The organism is Yersinia mollaretii ATCC 43969, from assembly GCF_013282725.1.
Taxonomy (GTDB): domain Bacteria; phylum Pseudomonadota; class Gammaproteobacteria; order Enterobacterales; family Enterobacteriaceae; genus Yersinia; species Yersinia mollaretii.
In genome coordinates this window covers 1,099,301-1,123,248 of sequence record NZ_CP054043.1, presented here as the reverse complement: position 1 = coordinate 1,123,248, position 23,948 = coordinate 1,099,301, and the positions used below count along the sequence as shown (strand labels likewise).

Below are 23,948 nucleotides of genomic sequence, written 5' to 3'. Positions count from 1 at the left end.
TACGTTGTTCCCTATCTTCCTAACCAGGGTTGTGGGTTAACCGCTTGTCCTTGACGGCGGATTTCGAAATAGAGTGATGGCTCACCCTGACCGCCGCTGGTACCAACAAGCGCGATTGGCTGGCCGGCTTTTACTTGAGCACCGACATTGACCAGCGCACTCTGGTTGTAGCCATATAAACTCATGTCCCCTTTACCGTGTTCGATCACCACGACCAGACCATAGCCCTGTAGCCAGTCTGCCAGTAACACGCGACCATCCGCTATCGCTTTGACTTCACTGCCTTCTGGTGCGGAGATAACCATCCCTTTCCAGCGAAGTTCTCCTTGCAAGGATTCACCGAAGCGATGGGACACATTACCGCGTACCGGCCAGACCGCTTGACCGTCTGGGCGACCGAGGCCACCAGTTCGCGCCATTAATGAGCGCTCACTTTCACTCGGCTTATAGCTGGAGCCGGTTTTCTTGGCTTGTTGCTCTTTGGCTTTCACCTGTTCACGGACACGGGCTGCCTCTTTCGCTTCCCGCTCGGCACGGGCTTTGGCTTCCCGTTCTGCTTTGGCGATCTGGTCGCGCAAACGTGATTCGTTCAATTTTAACTCCGCCAGACCCTGCTGATCTTTTTCCAGCGAGGCTTCTAGCGATGTCAGGGTTTTCTTGCGCGCAGTCCGCGCTTGCTCCAGCTTCTGTTGCTGGTTTTTCTGCCCATCTAACAGCGCTTTTTGCTGATTTTGCTTCTGTTCTAGCGTTTTTTTCTCAGCAGAGAGGCTCGTACGGGTCTGTTTCAGCTCCTCAATGGATTGCTGTCGGGCGTCATTAAGATAACTGAAATAGGCCAAAATACGCTCACTGCGCTGGCTCTCCTCTCCGCTTAAAATAAGCTGTAAACCACTGTGCTGGCCCTGCTTAAAGGCGGCATCAAGTTGTTTAGACAGAATATTTTGCTGCTGAGATTGCTGGCTTTGCAGTTTGGCAATGGACGAGGTAAGACTTGAAATTTCCTTGTCTAGCGTGGTCAGAGTACCTTGGGTTTCTCGCAGGCTACGACTGGCCTGAGCAATGGTATTCTCTTGCTGTTTCAGCTGATCCAACAATGAACTGCGCTGCTGTTTTTGTTGCTGAACACTTTTCTCTTTTTCGGCGATATCCTGCTGAAGTGTTTTTAGCTGGTTTTTGTTCTCTGCTGTTTTCGTGGTCGCAGGAGTATCGGCGGCGTTGACGGATAATGGCAATAGCAATACGCCAGCGCAAAAAACGCTGGCGTAGAGTGCTAACCACGGATGACGCACAACCTTATTTGGCAACAGAGAGATAAACTCTTTGCTGCCAGTCGTGATGTCGGCCGTAGCCATTGATATCGTGAATGTCGCTTTTTCCTTCATAACGAAGGATTATTCCACGATGAACAGCGGCTTACCAGTCATCTCTTGCGGGATTTCCATTTCCATCAGTGACAGCATGGTTGGCGCGATATCAGAAAGTTTGCCGCCTTCAACCGCTTTAACCTCTTTATTGCCGACGTAAATCAGTGGCACAGGCAGGCTGGTATGGGCGGTGTGCGCCTGACCGGTTGCCGGATCGCGCATCTGCTCTGCGTTGCCGTGGTCAGCGGTGATCAGCAATTGGCCATCAGCGGCTTTGACTGCGGCAACCACTTGCTCAATGCAATTATCCAGTGTTTCTACTGCTTTCACTGCGGCATCATAATCGCCGGTATGGCCGACCATATCGCCATTAGGATAGTTACAAATGATCACATCATATTTACCGCTGGCGATAGCCGCGACCAGCTTTTCAGTCAGTTCTGCTGAACTCATTTCCGGTTGCAGGTCATAAGTCGCCACTTTCGGCGAATTAATCAAAATGCGGTCTTCACCTTTAAATGGCTCTTCAACGCCGCCGTTATAGAAGAAAGTAACGTGAGCATATTTTTCAGTTTCAGAAATGCGCAACTGAGTTTTGTCATGCTTCATCAGCCACTCACCGAAGGTATTCTCCAGTGATGCCGGTGGGTAAGCGCAGGCGACTTTGATATCCGCCGCATACTCCGTTAGCATGATGAAATCGCCGAAGTTAACCACTTTATCGCGTTTGAAACCGTCGAAATCGGCATTAACAAAGGCGCGGGTAATTTGACGGGCGCGGTCAGCACGGAAATTCATGAAGATTAATGCATCGCCATCGTTCATGGCGGCATCCGCTTCGCCTGCGGCTTGAATCACGGTCGGCTTAACGAATTCATCATTTTCATTGCGGGCATAAGCCGCTTGCAGGCCAGCAACGGCGTTATCTGCGGTGAACTCGCCTTTGGCTTGTGTCATCAAATCGTAGGCCAGTTGCACACGATCCCAGCGGTTATCGCGGTCCATGGCGTAGTAACGGCCAATAATCGACGCGATGCGGCCTTTGCCCAACTCTGCAAACTTCTCAGTGAATCGTTTCAGTGACGGCTCAGCACTGCGCGGCGGAGTGTCACGGCCATCGAGGAAAGCGTGCAGATAAATAGCAGTTGCCCCGCGTTGGGCGGCTAACTCAATCATGGCGAGAATGTGGTCTTCGTGGCTATGAACGCCACCGGCAGAGAGCAGACCCATGATATGAACCGCTTTACCTGCTGTAACCGCTTTATCAATGGCGGCGGTCAGGGTCTGGTTGGTGAAAAAATCACCCTCTTTGATCTCTTTGTCGAGGCGGGTCAAATCCTGATAAACAATACGGCCCGCACCCAGATTGACGTGACCGACTTCAGAGTTACCCATCTGACCATCGGGCAGGCCGACATCCAGACCTGAGGCGGCGATCAAGGTGTGAGGTTGTTGCTGCCATAAACGATCCATAACCGGCGTCTTGGCATTCAGAATGGCATTATCCTGCTGTTCTTCGCGGTGACCGTAGCCATCCAGAATAGTCAGAACCAGTGGTTTTTTAGTGCTCGACATTGCATAACCTCTTTCTTGTTCTATTGGGTATATATGTAGTTGGGGATATATGTAGAAAGGCGGTAATTTACTATAAAACCGGTTAAAAATAGCCCAAAGAGATCAACATTGGTGCGGGGTTGTGCGTAAATATTACTATTTAGGCGACAAAAGTTCCCGAGACTGCTCGCAGTTTCTGCAATAGCGCTTGCATATTGGCTGTATTTGCCGCATCGCGCAGGTATACTCTGTGGCCTTGAATATTATCCCCTAACTTACGGGAGTTTTTACCCCCATGTTGCAAGAGATTATGCAATTCATTAGCCAGCATCCAGTTTTGAGTCTGGCCTGGGTGGCGTTACTCGTCGCCGTGATTTTCACCACCTTCAAAAGTTCTCTCTCAAAAGTGAAAGAGATCACTCGTGGTGAAGCGACGCGTCTGATTAACAAAGAAGATGCGGTTGTGGTTGATATCCGCACACGTGATGACTATCGCAAAGGCCATATTGCCAGTTCCCTTAATTTGCTGCCAACTGACATCAAAAACGGCAATCTGGCTGAGTTGGAAAAGCACAAAGCACAGCCTATTATTGTAGTTTGTGCCACAGGCACGACCTCCCGTGCTTCTGCTGAGCTGCTAAATAAAGCCGGTTTTGAGCGGGTGTACACCTTGAAAGAGGGTATCTCCGGCTGGAGTGGCGAGAACCTGCCACTGGCGCGCGGCAAGTAATGACTAAATTTGCTATATCAATAGATTGAAAATTTAACTGGGGTGTATCCATGGCGAAGATTGAGATTTATACCAAAGCAACCTGCCCGTTCTGCCACCGTGCCAAGGCACTGCTGAACAGTAAAGGTGCCGCGTTCCATGAAATCGCGATTGATAGTGATCCGGCCAAACGTGAAGAGATGATTGCTCGTAGCGGGCGGACGACTGTGCCTCAGGTATTTATTGATGGGCAGCATATCGGTGGCTGTGATGATTTACACGCCCTGGATGCGCGCAGTGGGCTAGATCCGCTGCTTTAACTCGTCAGTGGGCCACTGTTTTTCACTGAAAGAGCCCACGGCGGAAGTGCTGTTTAATAAGGACGTCTAACTTTAGGGTATCTATACACATGTCAGAACAAAACAACACCGAGATGGCTTTCCAGATCCAGCGTATCTACACCAAGGATATCTCCTTCGAAGCACCTAATGCTCCGCAGGTTTTCCAGCAGGATTGGCAGCCAGAAGTTAAACTTGATCTTGATACTGCTTCCAGTCAGCTGGCTGAAGATGTGTATGAAGTGGTACTGCGTGTTACGGTCACTGCCTCTTTAGGCGAAGAAACTGCATTCCTGTGCGAAGTTCAGCAAGGCGGCATCTTCTCCATCGCAGGTATCGACGGCACCCAACTGGCGCATTGCTTAGGTGCATACTGCCCGAACATTCTGTTCCCGTATGCTCGCGAATGCATCACCAGTCTGGTTTCTCGCGGTACTTTCCCACAGCTGAATCTGGCACCGGTTAACTTTGATGCCCTGTTCATGAACTATCTGCAACAGCAGGCTGAAGGCGAAGGTGCTGAACAACGTCAGGATGCCTGATGAACACCACCCATGCTTCAATGACTGTCATCGGTGCCGGATCTTACGGCACCGCATTAGCCATTACGCTAGCGCGTAATGGTCATCAAGTTGTGTTATGGGGTCATGACCCTAAGCATATTCAACTTCTGCAACAAGATCGTTGTAACCAAGCTTTCCTGCCCGATGTCCCTTTCCCAGACACTTTGCTGCTGGAAACCGATCTGGCACGAGCGCTGGCGGCCAGCCGTGATGTGTTGGTCGTCGTGCCGAGCCATGTTTTTGGGGCAGTATTGCATCAGTTGAAACCCCATTTACGCCAAGATGCACGTATTGTCTGGGCAACCAAAGGGCTTGAGGCCGAAACAGGCCGCTTGCTACAAGATGTCGCGCGGGAAGTGTTGGGTGAGAGCATCCCGCTGGCTGTTGTTTCTGGCCCCACCTTTGCCAAAGAGCTGGCGGCCGGTTTACCGACCGCTATCGCACTGGCCTCAACGGATGCGAAGTTCAGCGAAGACCTGCAACAGTTGCTGCATTGCGGCAAAAGTTTCCGGGTTTACAGCAATCCTGATTTTATCGGGGTGCAGCTGGGTGGCGCGGTTAAAAACGTGATTGCGATTGGCGCGGGGATGTCCGATGGTATTGGCTTTGGAGCCAATGCACGTACTGCGCTGATCACCCGGGGCTTGGCCGAGATGACGCGTCTGGGTTCTGCATTGGGCGCTGATCCCTCCACCTTTATGGGCATGGCAGGATTGGGTGATTTGGTGCTAACCTGCACTGATAACCAATCCCGTAATCGTCGGTTTGGCATCATGCTGGGTCAGGGGTTAGGGGTGCAAGAAGCGCAGGACAAAATTGGTCAAGTGGTTGAAGGCTACCGCAACACCAAGGAAGTTCTGGCACTGGCACTGGCACAGCGTCATGGTGTCGAGATGCCAATAACTGAACAGATTTATCAGGTGTTGTATTGCCACAAAAATGCCCGAGAAGCGGCATTGACTCTGTTGGGTCGGACCAAAAAAGATGAAAAAAGCGGCATTTAGCTAATGAGGCTATTTGCCTGCAATAAAATCGGGGCTGAAATAAAATAATAACAATATATACCCAATAGATTTCAAGTTGCAGGTAGGCGGCAACTGAATGAACCCAGGGAATTGAGATAACTCAATGACTTGGGTGAGTGATGGCAGCCAACAACCCTGTAACTTGAAAGATGACGGGTATATCCAACGTCACTGGGGCTGTTGCCTCAGTGAGTTAGGATATCAGTTGCTTCGGCCGTTCCCCGAAGTGACCTGTTTATGGGCAGGAGTATGCAATGTCGTCAGAAGAGTTAGAGCTGGTCTGGAGTAGCATTAAATCAGAAGCCAGAGCACTGGCTGAGTGTGAACCGATGCTGGCAAGTTTTTTTCACGCGACATTATTGAAGCATGAGAATTTAGGCAGTGCGCTGAGCTATATTCTGGCGAATAAACTGGCTAATCCAATCATGCCTGCGATTGCCATTCGTGAGGTGGTAGAGGATGCCTATCGTGCGGATGAACAGATGATTGTCTCCGCCGCCCGCGATATTTTGGCTGTCCGCTTGCGCGACCCCGCCGTTGATAAATACTCCACGCCGCTGCTGTATCTCAAAGGTTTCCACGCGTTACAGGCATACCGTATTGGGCATTGGTTGTGGGCGCAGGATCGTAAAGCGCTGGCAATTTATCTGCAAAATCAAGTGTCTGTCGCTTTTGGTGTCGATATCCACCCTGCCGCGACCATTGGTTGTGGCATCATGCTAGACCACGCCACCGGTATTGTTATTGGTGAAACCGCGGTGGTTGAGAATGATGTTTCCATCCTGCAATCCGTTACCCTCGGCGGTACCGGTAAAACCAGCGGCGATCGCCATCCGAAGATTCGCGAAGGGGTGATGATTGGTGCTGGTGCGAAAATTCTGGGGAATATTGAGGTCGGGCGTGGTGCCAAAATTGGTGCTGGATCTGTGGTGTTACAATCCGTCCCCGCCCATACCACCGCCGCTGGCGTACCTGCTCGCATCGTGGGTAAACCAGAAAGCGACAAACCCTCGCTGGACATGGATCAGCATTTCAATGGGGTGGGTCATGGTTTTGAGTATGGCGACGGCATCTGATCATATCCTTCGGACTTAAAGCTGTAGCTGTGTTAGCTGCACTCGTTACTCGGCCCATCCATGGGCCTCACCTCTACGAGGCCGCTGCAAGCAGCGTTCAAATCTGCTCCCGGCAGATTTGTCACCCGAGTCGCTTACTTCTGTAAGTTCATCGGGATGAGTTTGTTTGCGGCTTTGCTACCACTCCAAGACTTTGGATGTACACCTTTCTATATTGGGTTATTAGCTGGTCACAGCTATATTTGGGCAAACACAGCTATATTTGGGCAAACACAGCTACATTTGGGCAAACACAACTACATTTGGGCAAACACAACTACTCTTTCAGTAGCGCGCCGGGATAACCCAACTGCCGCCAAGCTTCATACACCACCACTGATACGGCATTTGACAGATTCATGCTACGGCTATCTGCTTGCATTGGAATCCTGATTTTCTGCTGAGCGGGTAGCGCATCCAGAACAGTGGCGGGTAAACCACGGGTTTCAGGGCCAAACAGCAAATAATCATTAGCCTGATAACTGACGGCGCTGTGGGCGGGTGTCCCTTTGGTCGTCAACGCAAATAAGCGGGCAGGTGTTGCTCCGGCGGATTGCGCACCATCGAGTTTTTCACTGTCCAAAAAGGCTTGGTAATCATGGTGATGTTTGATGCTGGCAAACTCATGATAATCAAGACCCGCACGGCGTAAGCGTTTGTCATCCCAAGTGAAACCCAAAGGTTTAATCAGATGGAGCTGGCAGCCGGTATTCGCACATAACCGGATGATATTGCCGGTATTGGGCGGGATTTCGGGTTCAAATAAAACGATATTAAGCATATGTCCCCCAATAATGAGGGGCGCAGGATATCAGAATCCCCCTCTCAGTGCAGCGGTTGCCGATGCGGGTGCTGTAAAACAAAAATTTAAAAGCAAGGACCGGAGAGTGCGAGCTGCGGTTATTTTATATGCTGGTCGCCACAATCAGTATTCATGGGGGATTCATCATGATATCAGCCAAAGTAGTGAGCGGCAGTGCGCAGGACCCAAGATGGGCCGCTGTTCTGACTCGCGATAAAGCCGCCGATGGTCAGTTCGTTTATGCGGTGAAAACTACCGGTATCTATTGCCGACCTTCTTGCCCATCCCGCCAAGCCAAAGCTGAACACATTGAATTCTTTGCCGATAATCACGCTGCCGAGCTTGCGGGCTATCGGCCGTGCAAACGTTGCCAGCCCACTCAGTTGCCACTGGCGCAGCAGCACGCAGAAAAAATCAGTCGGGCATGTCGTTTAATTGAGCAGGCGGAAACACCACTTAAGCTCGATGAACTGGCGGCTGAATTGAATCTCAGCGCTTTTCATTTTCATCGGCTGTTTAAAGCGATGACTGGGCTGACTCCGAAGGCGTATGCCAATGCGATGCGAAGTGCACGAGTTCGCACTCAACTGGCTGAGGGCGGCTCAGTGACTGACGCTATTTTTGATGCTGGTTACAACGCCAATGGGCGGTTTTATGCTCAATCAAATCAGCTATTGGGAATGACGCCGACCCGTTATCGTAATGGCGGACGCGATGTCACGCTGCGATTCGCCGTCGGTGAAAGCGCCCTTGGCGCGATTTTGATGGCGAAAAGTGAGCTGGGCATCTGCGCTATTTTGTTGGGTGACTCACCCGGCCCACTGGTGCAGCAGTTGCAGGATAAATTTCCGCAGGCGGAGTTAATCGGTGGTGATGTCGAGTTCGAACAGTGGTTCGCGCAGGTGGTGGGGTTGGTTGAGGCACCCCAATTCGGCCTTGATCTGCCGCTGGATATTCAGGGTACCGCTTTTCAGCAGCGGGTATGGCAGGCGCTTCGGGAGATCCCGACAGGTGAAACTGCCAGTTACGCTGATATTGCCGCCAAGATCGGTTCACCCAAATCTATGCGCGCGGTTGCGGGCGCTTGTGCGGCCAATATGTTGGCTGTGGCTATTCCTTGCCATAGGGTCATTCGGCAGGATGGTTCACTATCCGGCTATCGTTGGGGTATTGACCGTAAGAAGCGGCTACTGGAAAAAGAGGGTGTGGTGGTGACAGACAACTCTCTGCCCAATCCAAAATGATCGGGCAGAGAGGTTATTTCAAGTGCAACGGACTGATTAGGCTTTCAGAGGATGTAGCGGCAGCCAAAGTATCAAGCGCAGGCCACCTAATGGGCTGTCCTCTGCTCGTACCCAACCGCGATGCTGATTAACGGCAGTTTCAACAATCGCCAGCCCCAAACCGGTTCCGCCTGATTGGCGATCACGTGCCTCATCAGTGCGATAAAACGGCCGGAATATCTGTTCACGGTCATCCGGGCTGACGCCTGGGCCATCATCATCAACAATGATAGTGACACCATGATTATCCGAGCTGAATGCCACCGCAATGTGGTGATGGGAATAACGCAGCGCATTACGCACGATATTCTCCAGCGCACTGTCAAGAGCCGCAGGGTTGCCAAATAGGGTCCATGGCCCCGGAGGTGATGTTACCTCCAGCGTTTTACCCATTTGGTCCGCTTCGAATTGAGCATCTTCCAGCACTTCAGACCATAAATCATTCGCTTTAATCGGTTCACGATGCAGCTCATTTTTGTGCTGACTGCGAGATAGCACCAGCAAATCATTGATCATGCTATCTAGCCGCTGTGCTTCCATTTCGATGCGCTCCAACTCTTTCCCTTCACCATGTCGGCGGCGCATCAGCGCAGTCGCCAGTTGCAAACGGGTCAGCGGAGTGCGTAATTCATGGGAGATATCCGAAATCAGCCGCTGTTGGGCGACGACCATCCGATCGAGCGCACTGATCATCTGATTGAAACTGGCTCCAGTTGCTAAGAATTCTTGCGGGCCGGATTCCAATTCAGGGTGCTGTTTCAGGTTGCCCCGTGCGACATCATCGGCGGCATTTTTCAGCTTACGCGCGGGCTTTGCCAAACTCCACGCCAGCCACAAGAGCAACGGCGAGCTGATCAACATGGTAGCAATCAAGAGCAGCAGCGGGCGGTCAAACATCAAATTAATAAAATCAGATTGTGGGCTGTTGGCAGGGCGCAGCAAGTAGAGCTGATAGTTATCTTCCCCATCACGAATAGAGAAGGGGCCGACCATCTCGACGCGGCCATATTTTTTCTTTTTCGGCTGATCTGAGTTATCTGACTGGCCGATAAAATTACGGACCATTTGCATTTCGTGGCGCTGGGCACCAATGACACGCCCCTCGGTGGTTACCAGCACCAAATGCTGACCTGGCGGTGCCCACTTCTCAATGGCGCGATAAAGCCTGCGCCACCACATGAGATCATTCGCCGGATCGCTGGCCAGTTCAGCTTCAATATGCTGCTCCAGCATTGTTCCTTGACGCTCCTCACTTTCGAGCAAGGTGGTCATTTGACGCGAATCCAGCTTGGGCACCATCAGCACAAGCATCAATACCAGTGCTAAGGTAAACCAGAAAATAGCAAAAATTCGCGTCGTTAAACTGTTAATCATGTTTCGGATACCATCAGATACCCACGTCCCCGCAGGGTTTTAAACCACGGCAGACCATCTTTACGATCCGGCAACTTACGGCGCAGATTTGAAATGTGCATATCAATGGCGCGGTCAAAAGGCGTCAACCGTTTACCCAGCACTTCTTGACTCAGATGCTCGCGTGAGACGACCTGACCGAGATGCTGTGCCAGTAGGTAGAGTAAGGTAAATTCGGTACCGGTTAATTCCAGCGACTGGCCTTCAAAGCTGGCCTCCTGACGGCCCGGATTCAATTGCAGGCAATCAACTTCCAGTGTTGGCGCACCCTGATCGACATTTTGCTGCTGTTCGCTCCAGTTAGAGCGGCGCAAAATGGCGCGGATACGGGCCACCAGCTCGCGGTCATTAAAAGGTTTTGCCAGATAATCATCCGCGCCTAACTCAAGGCCAAGCACCCGATCCAATTCACTACCACGGGCAGTCAGCATAATCACCGGTGTCTGGTGATGTTGACGCAGTTCTTTCAGCGTTTCGATACCGTTCTTACGCGGCATCATAATATCAAGCAATAACAAGTCGATAGAACTGTCCAACAGATTCAATGCCTGTTCGCCATCATAGGCAACAACAACATTAAAGCCTTCCATTTCTAGCAACTCTTTCAACAGCGACGTCAATTCACGGTCATCATCAACTAATAGGATTTTATGCATGTTTATTTCTCCTCTTGACGCAAAATACGTTATCAATTGCCGGTATTCCATGACTTTACTTAGCTTTACATGCCCTGACTCCAGTTTTACATCCGCTGACGCATGTTTGCAGCTGGGCCGATAGACTGCTTCTCAATGAATCGCATAGCAGCAAATCGCTTAGCAGATAGAAACCAGGAGTTAAATGATGCGTAAAGTAACTAAATTAACAACGTTAATCATGGCGTCAATGTTAGTTCTCGGCTCTTCAGCCGCCTTCGCCGCCGATAAGACCGAAGCTGCAGATGGCTGGTGCCACGGTAACGGTGACGGTGCGATGATGAACAAGAAAGACGGTCGTGGTCACCATAACATGTTTGACGGTGTGAATCTGACTGAGCAGCAGCGTCAGCAAATGCGTGACCTGATGCGCCAGTCGCGCCAAGGCCAACCTCGCCTTGATGTTGCTGACCGTGAAGCCATGCATAAGCTGGTTACCGCCGATAAGTTCGACGAAGCTGCGGTAAGAGCGCAAGCCGAGAAGATGTCCAAAGACCAGATTGAACGCCAGGTCGAAATGGCCAAAGTTCGTAACCAAATGTACAACTTGCTCACCCCAGAGCAAAAAGCTGCCCTGAATCAAAAGCACCAGCAGCGCATTGAGAAAATGCAGCAGGCGCCAGCAGCACAACCCTCTTCTGCCCAGAAGTAAGTAGTACCAAGTAATACCCTGTTTTCCTTGCCATAGACACCATCCCTGTCTTTCCCCGCCATGATGGCGGGGCTTTTTTTTTTGTCACGCCCCCCAATTGCTCTCTCGCTCCAACTCAATTTATTTAAGGTATATACTAATAAGCCCTGAATATTATTCGGAATGAGTTATGGATCCGCAATATGCGCGACTGGTTAAAGCTGCTGCGCTCAGTGCGACGGTGTTGGCCTCAATCTTACTGATTATTAAAATTTTTGCTTGGTGGCATACCGGATCAGTGAGTTTATTGGCCGCGTTAGTTGACTCGCTGGTGGATCTTGCGGCCTCGCTGACAAACCTTTTTGTGGTGCGCTATTCACTACAACCCGCTGATGAAGAACATACTTTTGGTCATGGCAAAGCTGAATCACTGGCGGCGTTGGCGCAAAGTATGTTCATTTCAGGTTCGGCGTTATTCCTGTTCCTGACCGGCTTCCAACATTTAGCGTCACCGGAGCCATTGCAAGATCTGGGTGTCGGTATCTGGGTGACGTTAATCGCACTCTTCAGTACCCTGATATTAGTCACTTTTCAGCGTTGGGTGGTACGAAAAACCCACAGTCAGGCCATTCGCGCCGATATGTTGCACTATCAATCTGACGTCATGATGAATGGTGCTATTCTTATTGCGTTGGCACTCAGTTGGTACGGTTTTCATCGTGCAGATGCGCTGTTCGCGTTGGGGATCGGCGTTTATATTCTCTATAGCGCGCTGCGTATGGGCTATGAAGCGGTGCAAGCCTTGCTGGATCGTGCATTGCCTGATGCCGAGCGGCAGGAAATTATCGACATTGTGATGTCATGGCCGGGGGTGGTTGGCGCTCATGATTTGCGTACCCGTCAGTCGGGACCGACACGCTTTATTCAACTGCACCTTGAGATGGAAGATATGCTGCCGTTAATGCAGGCGCATATTTTAGCTGAACAAGTTGAACGTGCACTGCTGCACCGCTTCCCCGGTGCTGATGTGCTTATCCACCAAGATCCCTGCTCCGTGGTGCCAAAAGAGCGCCATGCGCATTGGGAACTATAATTACGTAATAAATAATTGATTCATTAACGATAAGTAAACTGTGGTTACATTATGGTTCGGTCATGAAGAAAATACCGCCAAATGGCATGACTTGAATCAATTCAGCTTGGTGTTTTTGCTATAATATCCGATATTAAGCTCATAAAGCTGATTTTCTGTACTCTTCACCTGTGCAAGACATAAATCAGCAGACAACGAATTTTAAAAAATCGCATCTACAAGTTCAGAGGTAGTCATGGTCAAGAAAATCGGTGTACTAACAAGCGGCGGTGACGCGCCAGGTATGAACGCAGCCATCCGTGGGGTCGTTCGTGCTGCTTTGTCAGCAGGATTGGAAGTTTACGGTATTGAAGATGGCTACCTTGGCTTGCATGAAAATCGCATGAGGAAACTGGACCGCTATAGTGTGTCAGATATGATTAACCGTGGCGGTACTTTCCTCGGTTCTGCCCGTTTCCCTGAGTTCCGTGACCCAGAAGTGCGTAAAGTTGCCCTTAAGAACATGGCTGACCGTGGTATTGATGGTTTGGTGGTTATCGGCGGCGACGGTTCTTATGCCGGTGCTGATTTGCTGACAAAAGAGGGTGGCATTCACTGTGTCGGTTTACCGGGCACCATCGATAACGATGTGGCAGGGACTGACTACACCATCGGCTTCTTCACCGCTCTGGAAACTGTGGTCGAAGCGATTGACCGCCTGCGTGATACCTCTTCTTCACATCAGCGCATCTCTATCGTGGAAGTGATGGGTCGTTATTGCGGCGATTTGACCTTGGCTGCGGCCATTGCTGGGGGTTGCGAGTTTATCGCTATCCCAGAAGTGGAATTTAAACGTGAAGACTTGGTTGCTGAAATCAAAGCGGGCATTGCGAAAGGTAAGAAGCACGCTATCGTGGCGATTACCGAAAAGCTGGATGATATTGATTCTCTGGCTAAATACATTGAGAAAGAAACTGGCCGTGAAACTCGTGGCACGGTGTTGGGCCATATCCAGCGCGGTGGTGCTCCGGTGGCTTATGATCGCATTCTGGCTTCCCGTATGGGTTCTTATGCTGTTGACCTGCTGTTGCAGGATCATGATTTCACCCAAGGCGGCTTCTGCGTCGGCATCCAGAATGAGAAAATGGTGCATGAATTAATCTCCGTTTGTATCGCACCAGAGAATAAGAAAAGTAAATTTAAAGAAGATTGGTACGACACCGCGAAAAAACTGTTCTAAAACAGTCTATCGCGCGATAACAGAGCCTCCGCTTGCGGGGGCTTTTTGCATTTTAGCGATCGTATATTTCGTATTGATATAATCAGAAGTTTTTTATTCTTTAATTGGATGGATAGTTTCTGGCACGCTCTCTATCAAGCCAACCTATTGGGTTGAATAATCACTTAAGTTAAAACTATTTAGGTTAATAACCATTATTCTGGGGAGTGGGTCAATGCGTAAATGGGGTGTGGGTTTGTCGTTACTGCTGTTGGCATCAGGTGCTATGGCGAAAGATATTCAATTACTGAATGTGTCTTATGATCCGACGCGCGAGTTTTATCAGGAATATAATCAGGCGTTCAGTAAACACTGGGAACAGCAGACTGGCGACAAAGTAACAGTACGCCAATCCCACGGCGGTTCAGGAAAGCAGGCGACCTCGGTAATTAATGGTATTGAAGCCGATGTGGTGACACTGGCACTGGCTTATGACGTCGATGCTATTGCTGAGCGTGGTCGCATTGATAAAAACTGGATCAAGCGCCTGCCAGACAACTCTGCACCTTACACCTCGACCATCGTATTTTTAGTCCGTAAAGGGAATCCTAAGCAGATTCATGATTGGTCAGATCTGGTCAAACCGGGCATCTCAGTGATCACCCCTAACCCGAAAACCTCCGGTGGGGCGCGCTGGAACTATCTGGCCGCTTGGGGTTATGCGTTAGAGCATAACAATAACGATCAGGCTAAGGCGCAAGAGTTTGTCAAAAACCTGTATAAGAATGTGGAAGTGTTGGACTCTGGCGCACGTGGTGCCACCAATACCTTCGTTGAACGTGGCATTGGCGATGTGTTGATTGCTTGGGAAAATGAAGCCCTGCTGGCGGTGAATGAAGTGGGTAAAGATAAGTTCGATATCATCACGCCGAGTGTGTCGATTCTGGCAGAGCCGACGGTGTCGGTGGTGGATAAAGTGGTTGATAAGCGCGGCACCCGAGAAGTCGCCGATGCTTACTTGAAATATCTGTACTCACCGGAAGGCCAGACCATTGCGGCCAAGAATTACTACCGCCCACGTGATCCGGCAGTGGCGGCCAAGTTTGCCAATGAGTTCCCGAAACTGAAGTTGTTTACTATTGATGACGTCTTTGGTGGCTGGACCAAAACGCAGCAGACACATTTCGCTACTGGCGGTGTGTTTGATGAGATCACTAAACGCTAAAATAGTGTGCTGATGGTTGTCGTTAACAAAACGCCCGTAAGTGGATGCTTACGGGCGTTTTGTTATATTTATCCACCTAATTGGGTAAACCAACTGAGTGTTTTGTGCTCCGGCTTAACCCATAGCGTAAAAGCGGAATTAGGCTTTTTTAGCTTTTGCTGCTGCTTTCACGATAACCGCGAAGGCATCGGCTTTCAGTGAAGCACCGCCAACCAGCGCGCCATCGATATCAGGCTGGGTGAACAGTTCTGCTGCGTTTTTGTCGTTAACAGAACCACCGTACTGAATGATCACTTGTTCTGCTACGGCGGCATCTTGCTTAGCAATATGGTCGCGGATGAATTTGTGAACGGCTTGAGCCTGTGCTGGAGTGGCTGATTTGCCCGTACCGATTGCCCAAATTGGCTCATAGGCGATAACCGCGCCTTCGAATGCTTTTACACCTAAGGTGTTCAGCACGGCATCCAGTTGTTTAGCGCAAACGGCTTCAGTTTGACCCGCTTCATTTTCTGCTTCGGATTCACCGATGCACAATACTGGGATCAGGCCAATCTCTTTCAGTACGCCGAATTTCTTCGCGATCAGCTCATCACTCTCTTTGTGATAAGTGCGGCGCTCAGAATGACCGATGATGATGTATTGGGCACCGACATCTTTCAGCATTTCAGCAGAGGTTTCGCCAGTAAATGCGCCTGACAGATTCACGTCAACATTCTGTGCACCCAGAGTGATACGGCTACCTGACAGCTCATGTTTAGCCTGATTCAGATAGATAGCGGGTGGGGCAATAGCAACACCACAACCGTCAACAGTGCTCAATTCTTTACGCAGGCCAGCGATAAGTTCGTTAACCATGTGGGTGCTACCGTTCAGCTTCCAGTTACCCATAACTAATGGATGACGCATGTTTCTTCCTCCAACAAAGGGACACGAGGGTCAATAATAATGACTGCCCGACAGGCAGTTTACCTGTCCAACAGTATAGAGATGATTAGTGACAATGGCTTTGCTTTTCGTCATTAATTGCGGTGAGATTATGCTTCAGATAGTGACAGCTTAATCGGTTCAACAGCGAAGGTAAGCCCTTTTTCGCCATTATCTGCCACAACATAGCGAATTGCGCCGACAGGATGAGTGTAGAAAGTTGACCCTTTACCTTTGGTCAATAGCTGCTGCACGTTATCAATACTCTGCTGTAGCGTGAGCGCCGGTTCAAACTGCCGCATCAGGGCTGCCATGTAATTGACGGCCACCAGTCGGGCTGTTTTCTCCTCGCTCCCTTTTATCGGCAAATAGGTGATTTGTAAGGTTTTAATCTTACCGGTGCCTTTCTCCAGTGCGGTTGAAGCATAGAGATTTTCATTGATTTTACTGGCTGCTCGGGTCAGTGGCGGCGCATCGCCCTTGACGATGATGGCGTGAAACTCACTGATGGGCAGTGTCGGGTTGGCGCGGTTATAACTTTCACGGAATTTAACTAGCGTTAAATCAAAGGTTGGCGCGCCGGAAAGCAGATAAGGTGCAGTCGGTTGTGCCTCTTCCGTTGGCTGACCACTGTCGTCTGCGGGATCGGCATGAGCGCGGCTAACCGCTGCGATTAGCAGCAATATTGTTAGCGTTGCGGCAATTTCTTTTCTCATGACTTACGCCGTCGTTAGAAGTGTGTGAGGGGATTAAAACGGTAATCAGGGGTGATTGTCAAAATTCACTGCAAAGTTTGTGGGCTAGTTGTGTGGTTGAGTTACACTTCGCACACCCGTCATCTTTCAAATTGCAGGCGTGTTGGCAGCACTTGTTACTCGGCCCGTCCATGGGCCTCGCCTCTGTGAGGCCGCTGCAAGCAGCGTTCAAATCTGCTCCCGGCAGATTTGTCACCCGAATCACTTACTTGTGTAAGCTCATCGGGATTTTCTCGCTTGCCACCTTCCTGCACCTTGAAATCTATTGGGTACATGCACTAATAAACTATTTTTAAGTAAATGGATCAGTTCATCGATGACAATACAGCAGTGGTGTTTTTCATTTAAAGGCCGCATCGGGCGGCGGGATTTTTGGATCTGGATCGGCCTGTGGCTTATGGCGATGCTGGTGATTTTTACACTGGCTGGGCAGGATTGGTTGCCGATTCAAACCGCTGCGTTTGCGGTCGTTTTTTTACTGTGGCCAACGGCGGCGGTGGTGGTCAAACGCTTGCATGATCGCAATAAAGCGGGTTGGTGGGCATTTTTGGTGGTGCTGGCTTGGATGTTGATGGCCGGTAATTGGCAAATGCTGGCCCCTATTTGGCAATGGGGGGTCGGGCGCTTCATTCCCACGCTGATTATTGTCATGATGTTTATTGATTGCGGCGCGTTTCTGGGGAGTGACGGTGATAACCGTTTTGGCCCGCCCGCCGTGCCAGTAAAGTTTCTGGCAGATAAAGTATAGGGTCGAGTGGGGTTGGGGGAGGTGAAGGAGGGGGCAGGTGCTAAACCCTCCTTGCTGGTTATTTGTTAGCCAAATACGTGTGTCGCCTAAGGTCTGACCCCCAATGTATGGCAAATTGCATAACTCAACTCCGCCCGATTCAGGGTATAGAAATGGAAATCTTTCACGCCTTCGCGGCTTAAGATTTTCACCATGTCCATCGCCACCGAAGCACCGACCATTTTACGCGTCTCAGGGTCGTTATCCAGCCCTTCAAAAATGGTGGTCATCCAGTTAGGCACCCGCACATTGGTCATGGTGGCGAAGCGCTGAAGCTGCTTAAAGTTGGACACGGGTAAGATCCCTGGCACGATTTCGACATCAATACCGGTGGCCACGCAGCGGTCACGAAAGCGCAGGTAGCTCTCGACATCAAAAAAGAACTGCGTAATGGCACGGTTAGCGCCCGCATCAATCTTGCGCTTCAGGTTAATCAGGTCCGCTTGCGCGCTCTTTGCTTCGGGGTGAACTTCCGGGTAAGCCGCCACCGAAATATCAAAATCGCCGACGTCTTTCAGCAAGGTCACCAAATCAGAGGCGTACATCTCAGGCTTGCCGCTATCCGGCGGTAAATCACCGCGCAGGGCCACGATATGGCGAATACCGCTATTCCAGTAATCAGCCGCAATATCACGCAACTGAGTCGGAGAGGCATCAACACAGGTCAGGTGTGGCGCGGCTTCCAGACCCGTGCGCTCTTTAATGCCTTTGATGATGCTATGGGTACGATCGCGCTCGCCGGAGTTTGCGCCATAGGTCACTGAAACAAATTTGGGTTTCAGTGTGCTTAGGCGGTCAATCGAGCTCCATAGGGTCTCTTCCATCTCGCTAGTACGTGGCGGGAAAAACTCAAAAGAAACATTAATTTGGCCTTGCAGCTCTGCCAGACTCTGATTTAGCGCTTCCCGCTGGTTTGCGTGAAAAAAACTCATACCCTGTCACTCCATTGTCGCTATAACGACTTATGTTATCTGTTGTCGCCCTTTCGTGAGCGTCTATACGTTTAGATGGCCAAATAGAAGGTGCCGGAAGTTGGCTAAAGAGTCAACGTTTAAATAAGTTTAGCTGATGATTAATCTTTACATGCATCACGCGGAAAATTCATGTACAGGTTACTTTAACATAGCTGCTTATTTATCAATTCGTTATGATTAACATCACTCTTCTGTTGAGGTCGGGTTTCTCTTTTATTGCTGCTAATTGTTCACTCAATACTCGTTTTATTATATTCACGAATATTACCTATATGTAATGCTGGAATACTATTGCGGATTATTGGATATATTTAAAGGGAGTACTCATGAACGTTAGAGAGCGTATTCAGTTCCATAATAACTTTACAAAATCCTCACCAGCAATCGATCAAAAAAATAGAGTACAAGGAAATATCTATAAAAAATCGTTACTTTTATCTGAAAAAATAACTAAAATTTCAGCAAGAAATAATTTTGAATTGAATGCGCCAAAAAACTATTTCAGTAAAGAGAATAACATAAACAGAAAAGAGGTCATTGCAGCAAATAAAATTAAGCATTGTTTCAGGGGACACTTAGAAAAGCTGGAAAAAATGAAGAGCGAAGGCCTTTATACTGATAAAGGATTTATAAAAACAACCTATTTGGGTAATAATAAATCTATTCATGGTAGAGAGTATTATCACAGCAGGAATAAAGACTATCCTATCGTCTATAAACCTAGCGAAATACCTTCTGGCGTAGAAAATGGCAGTTTTAAAATAGTCACCAGAAAAGACGACCGTTTTGTTGCGTTGGAGCCAGTCGATATAAGTGACAGATTTGAGTCAGATAATAATTTCAATGATATAAAAGACATACGTAGCATGAAGACTGGACTGGCCGTTAGCACAAAACTGATCATTGCGCGCAATGCCGGGAAAAATGTTTTTGATTGTATCAATGACGGGGATGCTATTCCTGATAGTGCATTTAAAAATGCAGCCAATGATTTAAAAACACTTCATCGAAGACATGGTTACCTAAGAGATATTAAGCCAGAAAACACAGCTTATGATGGTAAACAGATTAACTTTATTGATGTTGATGACAGAATATCAAAAGATACCGATCAGCAAGATCTGAAGTTCAAACTCCATGGTGAACAAGCTATATGTACGATGAATTATATTACTGAGAAATTGTTGGGTGGGATTTATGATAAAAACTATAAAATTTCAAATAATAAAGATGTAGCGAAATACTTAAAAGCAGCTGATGAATATGCATTTTTGCTAACAATCATCGCTGCAACCACTAAATCAAAGGTACTAAGAGAAGCGATTATATCGCCTGACCCGACCAGAAAAATTCAAAGATTGAGCTATGTGAATAGAGATCGCGTCTCCGAATGGATTCGCTACAATACCGAATTTCAACACAGAGACAGGGTACGCTTATTATTTTCTGCCCCAGATAAGTATGCCGTACTAAATAATGATATCTATTTATCCGATATGTTACTGCTTTCTGGCAAATAAGCATTATACCCAATAGATCTCAGCAAGAGCGGGCAAGTAAGAACCGTATCCCATGTCGCCTTTTGTAACAGACGCCCGACTCATCACCTCGGGCGTCTGTTTATTTCAGATGTAGATCACATTACAGCAATTGCGACAGGCGGTTTAAATCAGACTGAATCGCCCCCGCAGTGACATCCCGTCCAGCCCCTGGGCCACGGATCACCAGCGGGTTATCGCGATACCATCGGCTCTCAATGGCGAAGACGTTATCGCACGGCAGCAAGGAGGCCAGTGGATGGTCAGCCCGTACCGCTTCAACCCCCACCCGCGCTTTACCATTGGCATCAAAGCGGGCCACATAACGTAACACCAGACCCATTTCATTCGCGGCTTCTAAGCGCTGAACCATTTGCTGATTCAATGCCTCACCATTTTCAAAGAACTGATCGACTGAGCCAACATCGGCACCGGCAGGCACCAGCGACTCTACTCGTACCTGATTGGGTTCGATGTCGTAGCCCGCTTCACGGGCCAGAATCACCAACTTGCGCATCACATCCTGACCGGAGAGATCCACACGCGGGTCCGGCTCGGTCAGCCCTTGCTGCCAAGCTTGATCGACCAGCTCGGTAAAGGGCACGGTGCCGTCAAATTGCAGGAATAGCCAAGAGAGCGTCCCGGAGAAAATGCCGCTGATCGCCAGAATACTGTCACCGCTGTCACGCAGGTCACGTACCGTGTGATTAACCGGTAAACCCGCGCCGACCGTGGCGTTATACAGCCAATGACGGCCTGTTTTGGCAAACGCATCGCGAATTTGGCGATAGTTATTGCTGCTGGATGCGCCGGCGAGCTTGTTCGCACTGATCACGTGGAAACCGTAGCTAGCGAAATCCAAATATTGCTCTGCTAGCGACTCACTGGCGGTGACATCCAGCACCACCAGATCGTCAAAAGGATGTGCCCGCATCCACAAGAACAGCGACTCTTCATCCTGCTCTTTGGCTTCGTCATCGTAAAATGCCAATGTCCGGCTGGCGTCTAATCCGTCATAGCTCAGCAAGCTGCGACGGCTATCCACCACACCTGCCAGCACGAACTCAAAGCCACTGCGGGCTGAAATATTTTTTTGCTCACGCGCAAATAGCTCCAGCCAGCGAGCGCCGATATTGCCTTTGCCGAACAGCACTAAGCCGATACGTTTTTCCGCGCGGAACAGTGACTGATGCAGCCCCTGAATCAGGTGCTCGGTCGGCCCAAGGCGCAGAACAGCCACCAGACTGATGCCATCTTCCGCTTGCCAGATAAACTCAACCGGTTGATCTTTCAACTGTTGGTAGAAGCGGTGGCTGTGCAGAGGGTTCTTACTCACCCCTGCGCCAACTAGCGCCACCAGTGCCAGCCCTTCGCGCAGGGATAATCTCCCCGGCAGGGTGGCATCTTCCAGCACGCGGAGCGCACTGTTCACCACTTCGGAGGTGTAGCAAAGTTGCAGCAGGTTGCGATCGGGGTGAATACCCGTCGCCAGCGGCTTGATTTGCGCACGTTTTAGCAGCAAATCGATCTCTTTCTGCGCCATTGAGAAGTCATGATGGCCTGCAATCTGCAATTCGATCAGGCAGACATCATCATGGCTGGTAACAATTTTGGCCCCCGAGCCAGAGGCCAATACGCGCTCAATGCGGGTGGAACCTTGCTCCGGCTGGTAGCTACAGCGTAGCTGCAAATCGATATCGCTGCCTGAAACTGGCTGTAATGTGCGGGTGTGCAGCACTGGAGCTGCCAAACGGGCCAGTTCACTGGCTTCATCCAACCGCAGCAGGGGCAGCAGACAGGCGTCTTTCACTTTGCGCGGGTCAGCACTGTAGACCCCGGCAACGTCACTCCAAATGGTGACGCGCTCGACCCCCGCCAGCGCACCCACTTGTGTCGCTGAGTAGTCACTGCCATTACGCCCTAACAGTACGGTTTCACCGGCGTTATTGCGCGAGATAAAGCCAGTCACCACCAAACGCTGGTGTGGGTGTTGCGCGATTAATTGTTGCAACAGCGGATAAGAGCGGCCTTCGTCTATCTGGGGTTGTGCTGCCCGTTCAGCCCGCAGGAAACTGCGCGCATCCAGCCAGCTTGCTTTCATATCCAGCTTGTTCAGCACCGCAGCCATCAGGCGGGCGGACCAAATCTCACCATGCCCAACCACTTCGGCATAAATGGCATCGTCAACTTTGTTATCCAGCAGACCGGCCAAGCGCTCTAAATCATGGATAAACTCGCTAATCAGCGGCTCAGCCATTTCGGGTGACAATAAACCGCTGATCAGATCGTGCTGATAACGGCGCAGACTCTGCTGCACCTGATGAGCAGAAAGACGATCACTTTGACTGAGTTTTAACCAGCTAATCAGCTGGTTTGTGGTACTCCCTGCCGCAGACACCACCATCAGATCGCCGGGGCGACTGTAGTTGGCCATAATATTGGCCACCCGCAGGTAACACTTCACGTCCGCAAGGCTACTACCACCAAATTTATGCAGCTGACGGCCAGTGACCGCCGCTGCTACCGCTGTTGCATTCATGCTTACCTCGTTCCCGCCAACTGGAAGGCATTTTCCAAATCGGCAATCAAATCTTCGCTGTCTTCAATACCCACGGAAATCCGCAACAAGCTGTCAGTAATCCCTGCGGCAATGCGCGCTTCTGGCGCCATACCGGCATGGGTCATGGTCGCGGCATGGGAGATCAGGCTCTCCACGCCGCCCAAAGACTCCGCCAAGGTAAACAGCTCAAGAGCAGAGAGGAAGCGGCGTAATAGCTGTTCATCACCATCAAGCTCAAAACTGAGCATCGCACCAAAACCTGACTGCTGACGGCAAGCAATTTCGTGGCCGGGATGTTGTGGCAGAGAGGGATGATACAGCTTTTTGACCAAAGGCTGCTGCTGTAAATAACGAACAATCTCATCGGCATTACGTTGCTGTTGAGCCATACGCGGCGACAATGTCCGCAAACCGCGTAATAACAGGTAGCTATCAAAGGCCGCACCAGTGACGCCGATATTATTCGCCCACCAAGCCAGTTCAACCGCTAGCTCAGGATCTTTGGCAATCACCGCGCCAGCTACCACATCGGAGTGACCATTCAGATATTTGGTGCAGGAGTGAACCACCAGATCCGCACCTAAAGAGAGCGGCTGCTGCAAGGCGGGACTGAGGAAGGTGTTGTCGCAAACCGTCAGCGCGCCGACGGCATGGGCCGCTTTGCAGATGGCGGCAATATCCACCACCCGCAGTAGTGGATTACTGGGCGTTTCAATCAATACCAGCTTAGGTTTTTCAGCCAATGCGCGACTCAGGGCCACTTCATCACCCTGATCAACAAACAGCACTCGGTAAGCTCCGCGTTTGCTCAGGCTATCAAATAGGCGGTAGCTGCCGCCATAGCAGTCATGCGGCGCGACCAGCAAATCGCCCGGCTGCAAAAAGGTGGTGCAAACCAAATGAATCGCCGACATCCCGCTGCTGGTCATCACCGCACCGGCACCCCCCTCCAGTTCAGCCAAGGCCCGCTGCACCACATCACGCGTCGGGTTACCGCGACGTGAATAGTCATGTGCGCGTGGCTGATTGAAATCGATAAAATTGTAAGTACTGGAGAGGTGAATCGGGGGGACAACGCAGCCGTATTGCTCGTCGTCATTCAACCCGCTACGGACTGCTATTGTTGCCTGTTTACGCGTCATATGGATTTCCACCAGCCGGGATCGAGAAAATGTTACGCCAGAGTAGACGCACAAATTACGGACGTCAATACATCTGGACATCTAAACTTCTTTGCGTATAGATTGAGCAATGGAATAATAACCGCTAAAATTATAGAGGTTTTAGATATCTTAATGATGTCAGTCAGGTTTCGGTGAGGTTTTGTTTCACCGCAAAGATGGCAGAGAAAGGTATCGGCTATTAATAAATGGCGGAAATGATTAAATGAGTGACATTAGTC

Annotated in this window: 22 protein-coding genes; 12 read left to right on the top strand and 10 right to left on the bottom strand. The window is 50.0% G+C overall.

Features of this window, described 5'->3' with window-relative positions; translation table 11 throughout:
• Nucleotides 1-11: 11 nt before the first annotated feature.
• Nucleotides 12-1,382 (bottom strand): murein hydrolase activator EnvC, encoded by a 1,371-nt coding sequence (gene envC, locus HRD69_RS04935; protein ID WP_004876924.1) that lies wholly within the window; start codon nt 1,380-1,382, stop codon nt 12-14.
• A gap of 9 nt (nt 1,383-1,391) precedes the next feature.
• Nucleotides 1,392-2,939: a 2,3-bisphosphoglycerate-independent phosphoglycerate mutase gene (gene gpmM, locus HRD69_RS04930; protein ID WP_004876926.1), complete on the bottom strand. Its 1,548-nt coding sequence runs from the start codon at nt 2,937-2,939 to the stop codon at nt 1,392-1,394.
• A 274-nt stretch (nt 2,940-3,213) separates the two neighbouring features.
• On the opposite strand from gpmM, the gene HRD69_RS04925 reads away from it, so the two are divergent.
• From HRD69_RS04925 to cysE, 5 genes are all read left to right on the top strand, one after another.
• Nucleotides 3,214-3,648 carry a rhodanese-like domain-containing protein gene (locus HRD69_RS04925; RefSeq protein ID WP_032815303.1) on the top strand — a complete coding sequence of 145 codons (435 nt, stop codon included), beginning with the start codon at nt 3,214-3,216 and terminating at the stop codon, nt 3,646-3,648.
• A 50-nt stretch (nt 3,649-3,698) separates the two neighbouring features.
• The gene (gene grxC / locus HRD69_RS04920) at nt 3,699-3,947 is read left to right on the top strand and encodes a glutaredoxin 3 (protein ID WP_004876931.1); all 249 of its coding nucleotides are present in this window, start codon (nt 3,699-3,701) and stop codon (nt 3,945-3,947) included.
• Between the two features lie 89 nt (nt 3,948-4,036).
• Entirely contained in the window at nt 4,037-4,507 is a 471-nt protein-coding gene (gene secB, locus HRD69_RS04915) for a protein-export chaperone SecB (protein ID WP_005164715.1), read from the top strand.
• A complete protein-coding gene (gene gpsA / locus HRD69_RS04910) occupies nt 4,507-5,532 on the top strand; it encodes an NAD(P)H-dependent glycerol-3-phosphate dehydrogenase (protein ID WP_004876932.1) in 1,026 nt (341 codons plus the stop codon). Before secB ends, gpsA begins: the two co-directional genes overlap by 1 nt.
• A 275-nt stretch (nt 5,533-5,807) precedes the next feature.
• Complete coding sequence (gene cysE / locus HRD69_RS04905; RefSeq protein WP_004876934.1) at nt 5,808-6,629, top strand: serine O-acetyltransferase; 822 nt, start codon at nt 5,808-5,810, stop codon at nt 6,627-6,629.
• Nucleotides 6,630-6,945: 316 nt separating this feature from the next.
• On the opposite strand, the gene trmL is transcribed toward cysE, so the two are convergent.
• Nucleotides 6,946-7,449, bottom strand: coding sequence for a tRNA (uridine(34)/cytosine(34)/5-carboxymethylaminomethyluridine(34)-2'-O)-methyltransferase TrmL (gene trmL, locus HRD69_RS04900; protein ID WP_004876935.1), 504 nt, complete (start codon nt 7,447-7,449; stop codon nt 6,946-6,948).
• Between the two features lie 167 nt (nt 7,450-7,616).
• Between trmL and ada the strand changes: the two genes are divergently transcribed.
• Nucleotides 7,617-8,714 (top strand): bifunctional DNA-binding transcriptional regulator/O6-methylguanine-DNA methyltransferase Ada, encoded by a 1,098-nt coding sequence (gene ada, locus HRD69_RS04895; protein WP_080545078.1) that lies wholly within the window; start codon nt 7,617-7,619, stop codon nt 8,712-8,714.
• Between the two features lie 36 nt (nt 8,715-8,750).
• Here ada and cpxA read toward each other — a convergent pair whose 3' ends face one another.
• Nucleotides 8,751-10,127 carry an envelope stress sensor histidine kinase CpxA gene (gene cpxA / locus HRD69_RS04890; RefSeq protein ID WP_032815305.1) on the bottom strand — a complete coding sequence of 459 codons (1,377 nt, stop codon included), beginning with the start codon at nt 10,125-10,127 and terminating at the stop codon, nt 8,751-8,753.
• Nucleotides 10,124-10,822: an envelope stress response regulator transcription factor CpxR gene (cpxR, locus tag HRD69_RS04885; RefSeq protein ID WP_004876941.1), complete on the bottom strand. Its 699-nt coding sequence runs from the start codon at nt 10,820-10,822 to the stop codon at nt 10,124-10,126. Before cpxR ends, cpxA begins: the two co-directional genes overlap by 4 nt.
• Before the next feature lie 187 nt (nt 10,823-11,009).
• On the opposite strand from cpxR, the gene cpxP reads away from it, so the two are divergent.
• The 4 genes from cpxP to HRD69_RS04865 all read left to right on the top strand — a co-directional run bounded on the left by cpxP (nt 11,010) and on the right by HRD69_RS04865 (nt 15,008).
• A complete protein-coding gene (cpxP, locus tag HRD69_RS04880) occupies nt 11,010-11,513 on the top strand; it encodes a cell-envelope stress modulator CpxP (protein ID WP_032815306.1) in 504 nt (167 codons plus the stop codon).
• 169 nt (nt 11,514-11,682) lie between these two features.
• On the top strand, nt 11,683-12,585 hold the full coding sequence (fieF, locus tag HRD69_RS04875) for a CDF family cation-efflux transporter FieF (RefSeq protein WP_004876944.1): 903 nt from the start codon (nt 11,683-11,685) through the stop codon (nt 12,583-12,585).
• A 235-nt stretch (nt 12,586-12,820) separates the two neighbouring features.
• Nucleotides 12,821-13,804, top strand: a complete 984-nt coding sequence (gene pfkA, locus HRD69_RS04870) for a 6-phosphofructokinase (protein ID WP_032815307.1) — start codon at nt 12,821-12,823, stop codon at nt 13,802-13,804.
• Between the two features lie 214 nt (nt 13,805-14,018).
• Nucleotides 14,019-15,008: a sulfate ABC transporter substrate-binding protein gene (locus HRD69_RS04865; protein ID WP_004876950.1), complete on the top strand. Its 990-nt coding sequence runs from the start codon at nt 14,019-14,021 to the stop codon at nt 15,006-15,008.
• 138 nt (nt 15,009-15,146) lie between these two features.
• Here the strand turns inward: HRD69_RS04865 and tpiA are convergent, their stop codons facing one another.
• Both tpiA and HRD69_RS04855 read right to left on the bottom strand, forming a co-directional pair.
• Nucleotides 15,147-15,914, bottom strand: coding sequence for a triose-phosphate isomerase (gene tpiA, locus HRD69_RS04860; RefSeq protein WP_004876108.1), 768 nt, complete (start codon nt 15,912-15,914; stop codon nt 15,147-15,149).
• Between the two features lie 128 nt (nt 15,915-16,042).
• The gene (locus tag HRD69_RS04855) at nt 16,043-16,648 is read right to left on the bottom strand and encodes a DUF1454 family protein (RefSeq protein ID WP_004876109.1); all 606 of its coding nucleotides are present in this window, start codon (nt 16,646-16,648) and stop codon (nt 16,043-16,045) included.
• 355 nt (nt 16,649-17,003) lie between these two features.
• Here HRD69_RS04855 and HRD69_RS04850 point away from each other — a divergent pair, with 355 nt between their 5' ends.
• Entirely contained in the window at nt 17,004-17,435 is a 432-nt protein-coding gene (locus HRD69_RS04850) for a DUF805 domain-containing protein (RefSeq protein WP_004876110.1), read from the top strand.
• 86 nt (nt 17,436-17,521) lie between these two features.
• On the opposite strand, the gene metF is transcribed toward HRD69_RS04850, so the two are convergent.
• Nucleotides 17,522-18,406 (bottom strand): methylenetetrahydrofolate reductase, encoded by an 885-nt coding sequence (metF, locus tag HRD69_RS04845; RefSeq protein WP_049612705.1) that lies wholly within the window; start codon nt 18,404-18,406, stop codon nt 17,522-17,524.
• A 368-nt stretch (nt 18,407-18,774) separates the two neighbouring features.
• Between metF and HRD69_RS04840 the strand changes: the two genes are divergently transcribed.
• Nucleotides 18,775-19,968, top strand: a complete 1,194-nt coding sequence (locus tag HRD69_RS04840) for a hypothetical protein (RefSeq protein WP_004876112.1) — start codon at nt 18,775-18,777, stop codon at nt 19,966-19,968.
• Nucleotides 19,969-20,089: 121 nt separating this feature from the next.
• Here HRD69_RS04840 and HRD69_RS04835 read toward each other — a convergent pair whose 3' ends face one another.
• Together HRD69_RS04835 and metB are read right to left on the bottom strand one after the other, a co-directional pair.
• Nucleotides 20,090-22,525 (bottom strand): bifunctional aspartate kinase/homoserine dehydrogenase II, encoded by a 2,436-nt coding sequence (locus HRD69_RS04835; protein ID WP_004876113.1) that lies wholly within the window; start codon nt 22,523-22,525, stop codon nt 20,090-20,092.
• 2 nt (nt 22,526-22,527) lie between these two features.
• Nucleotides 22,528-23,688: a cystathionine gamma-synthase gene (gene metB / locus HRD69_RS04830; RefSeq protein ID WP_032815041.1), complete on the bottom strand. Its 1,161-nt coding sequence runs from the start codon at nt 23,686-23,688 to the stop codon at nt 22,528-22,530.
• Nucleotides 23,689-23,948: the final 260 nt, after the last annotated feature.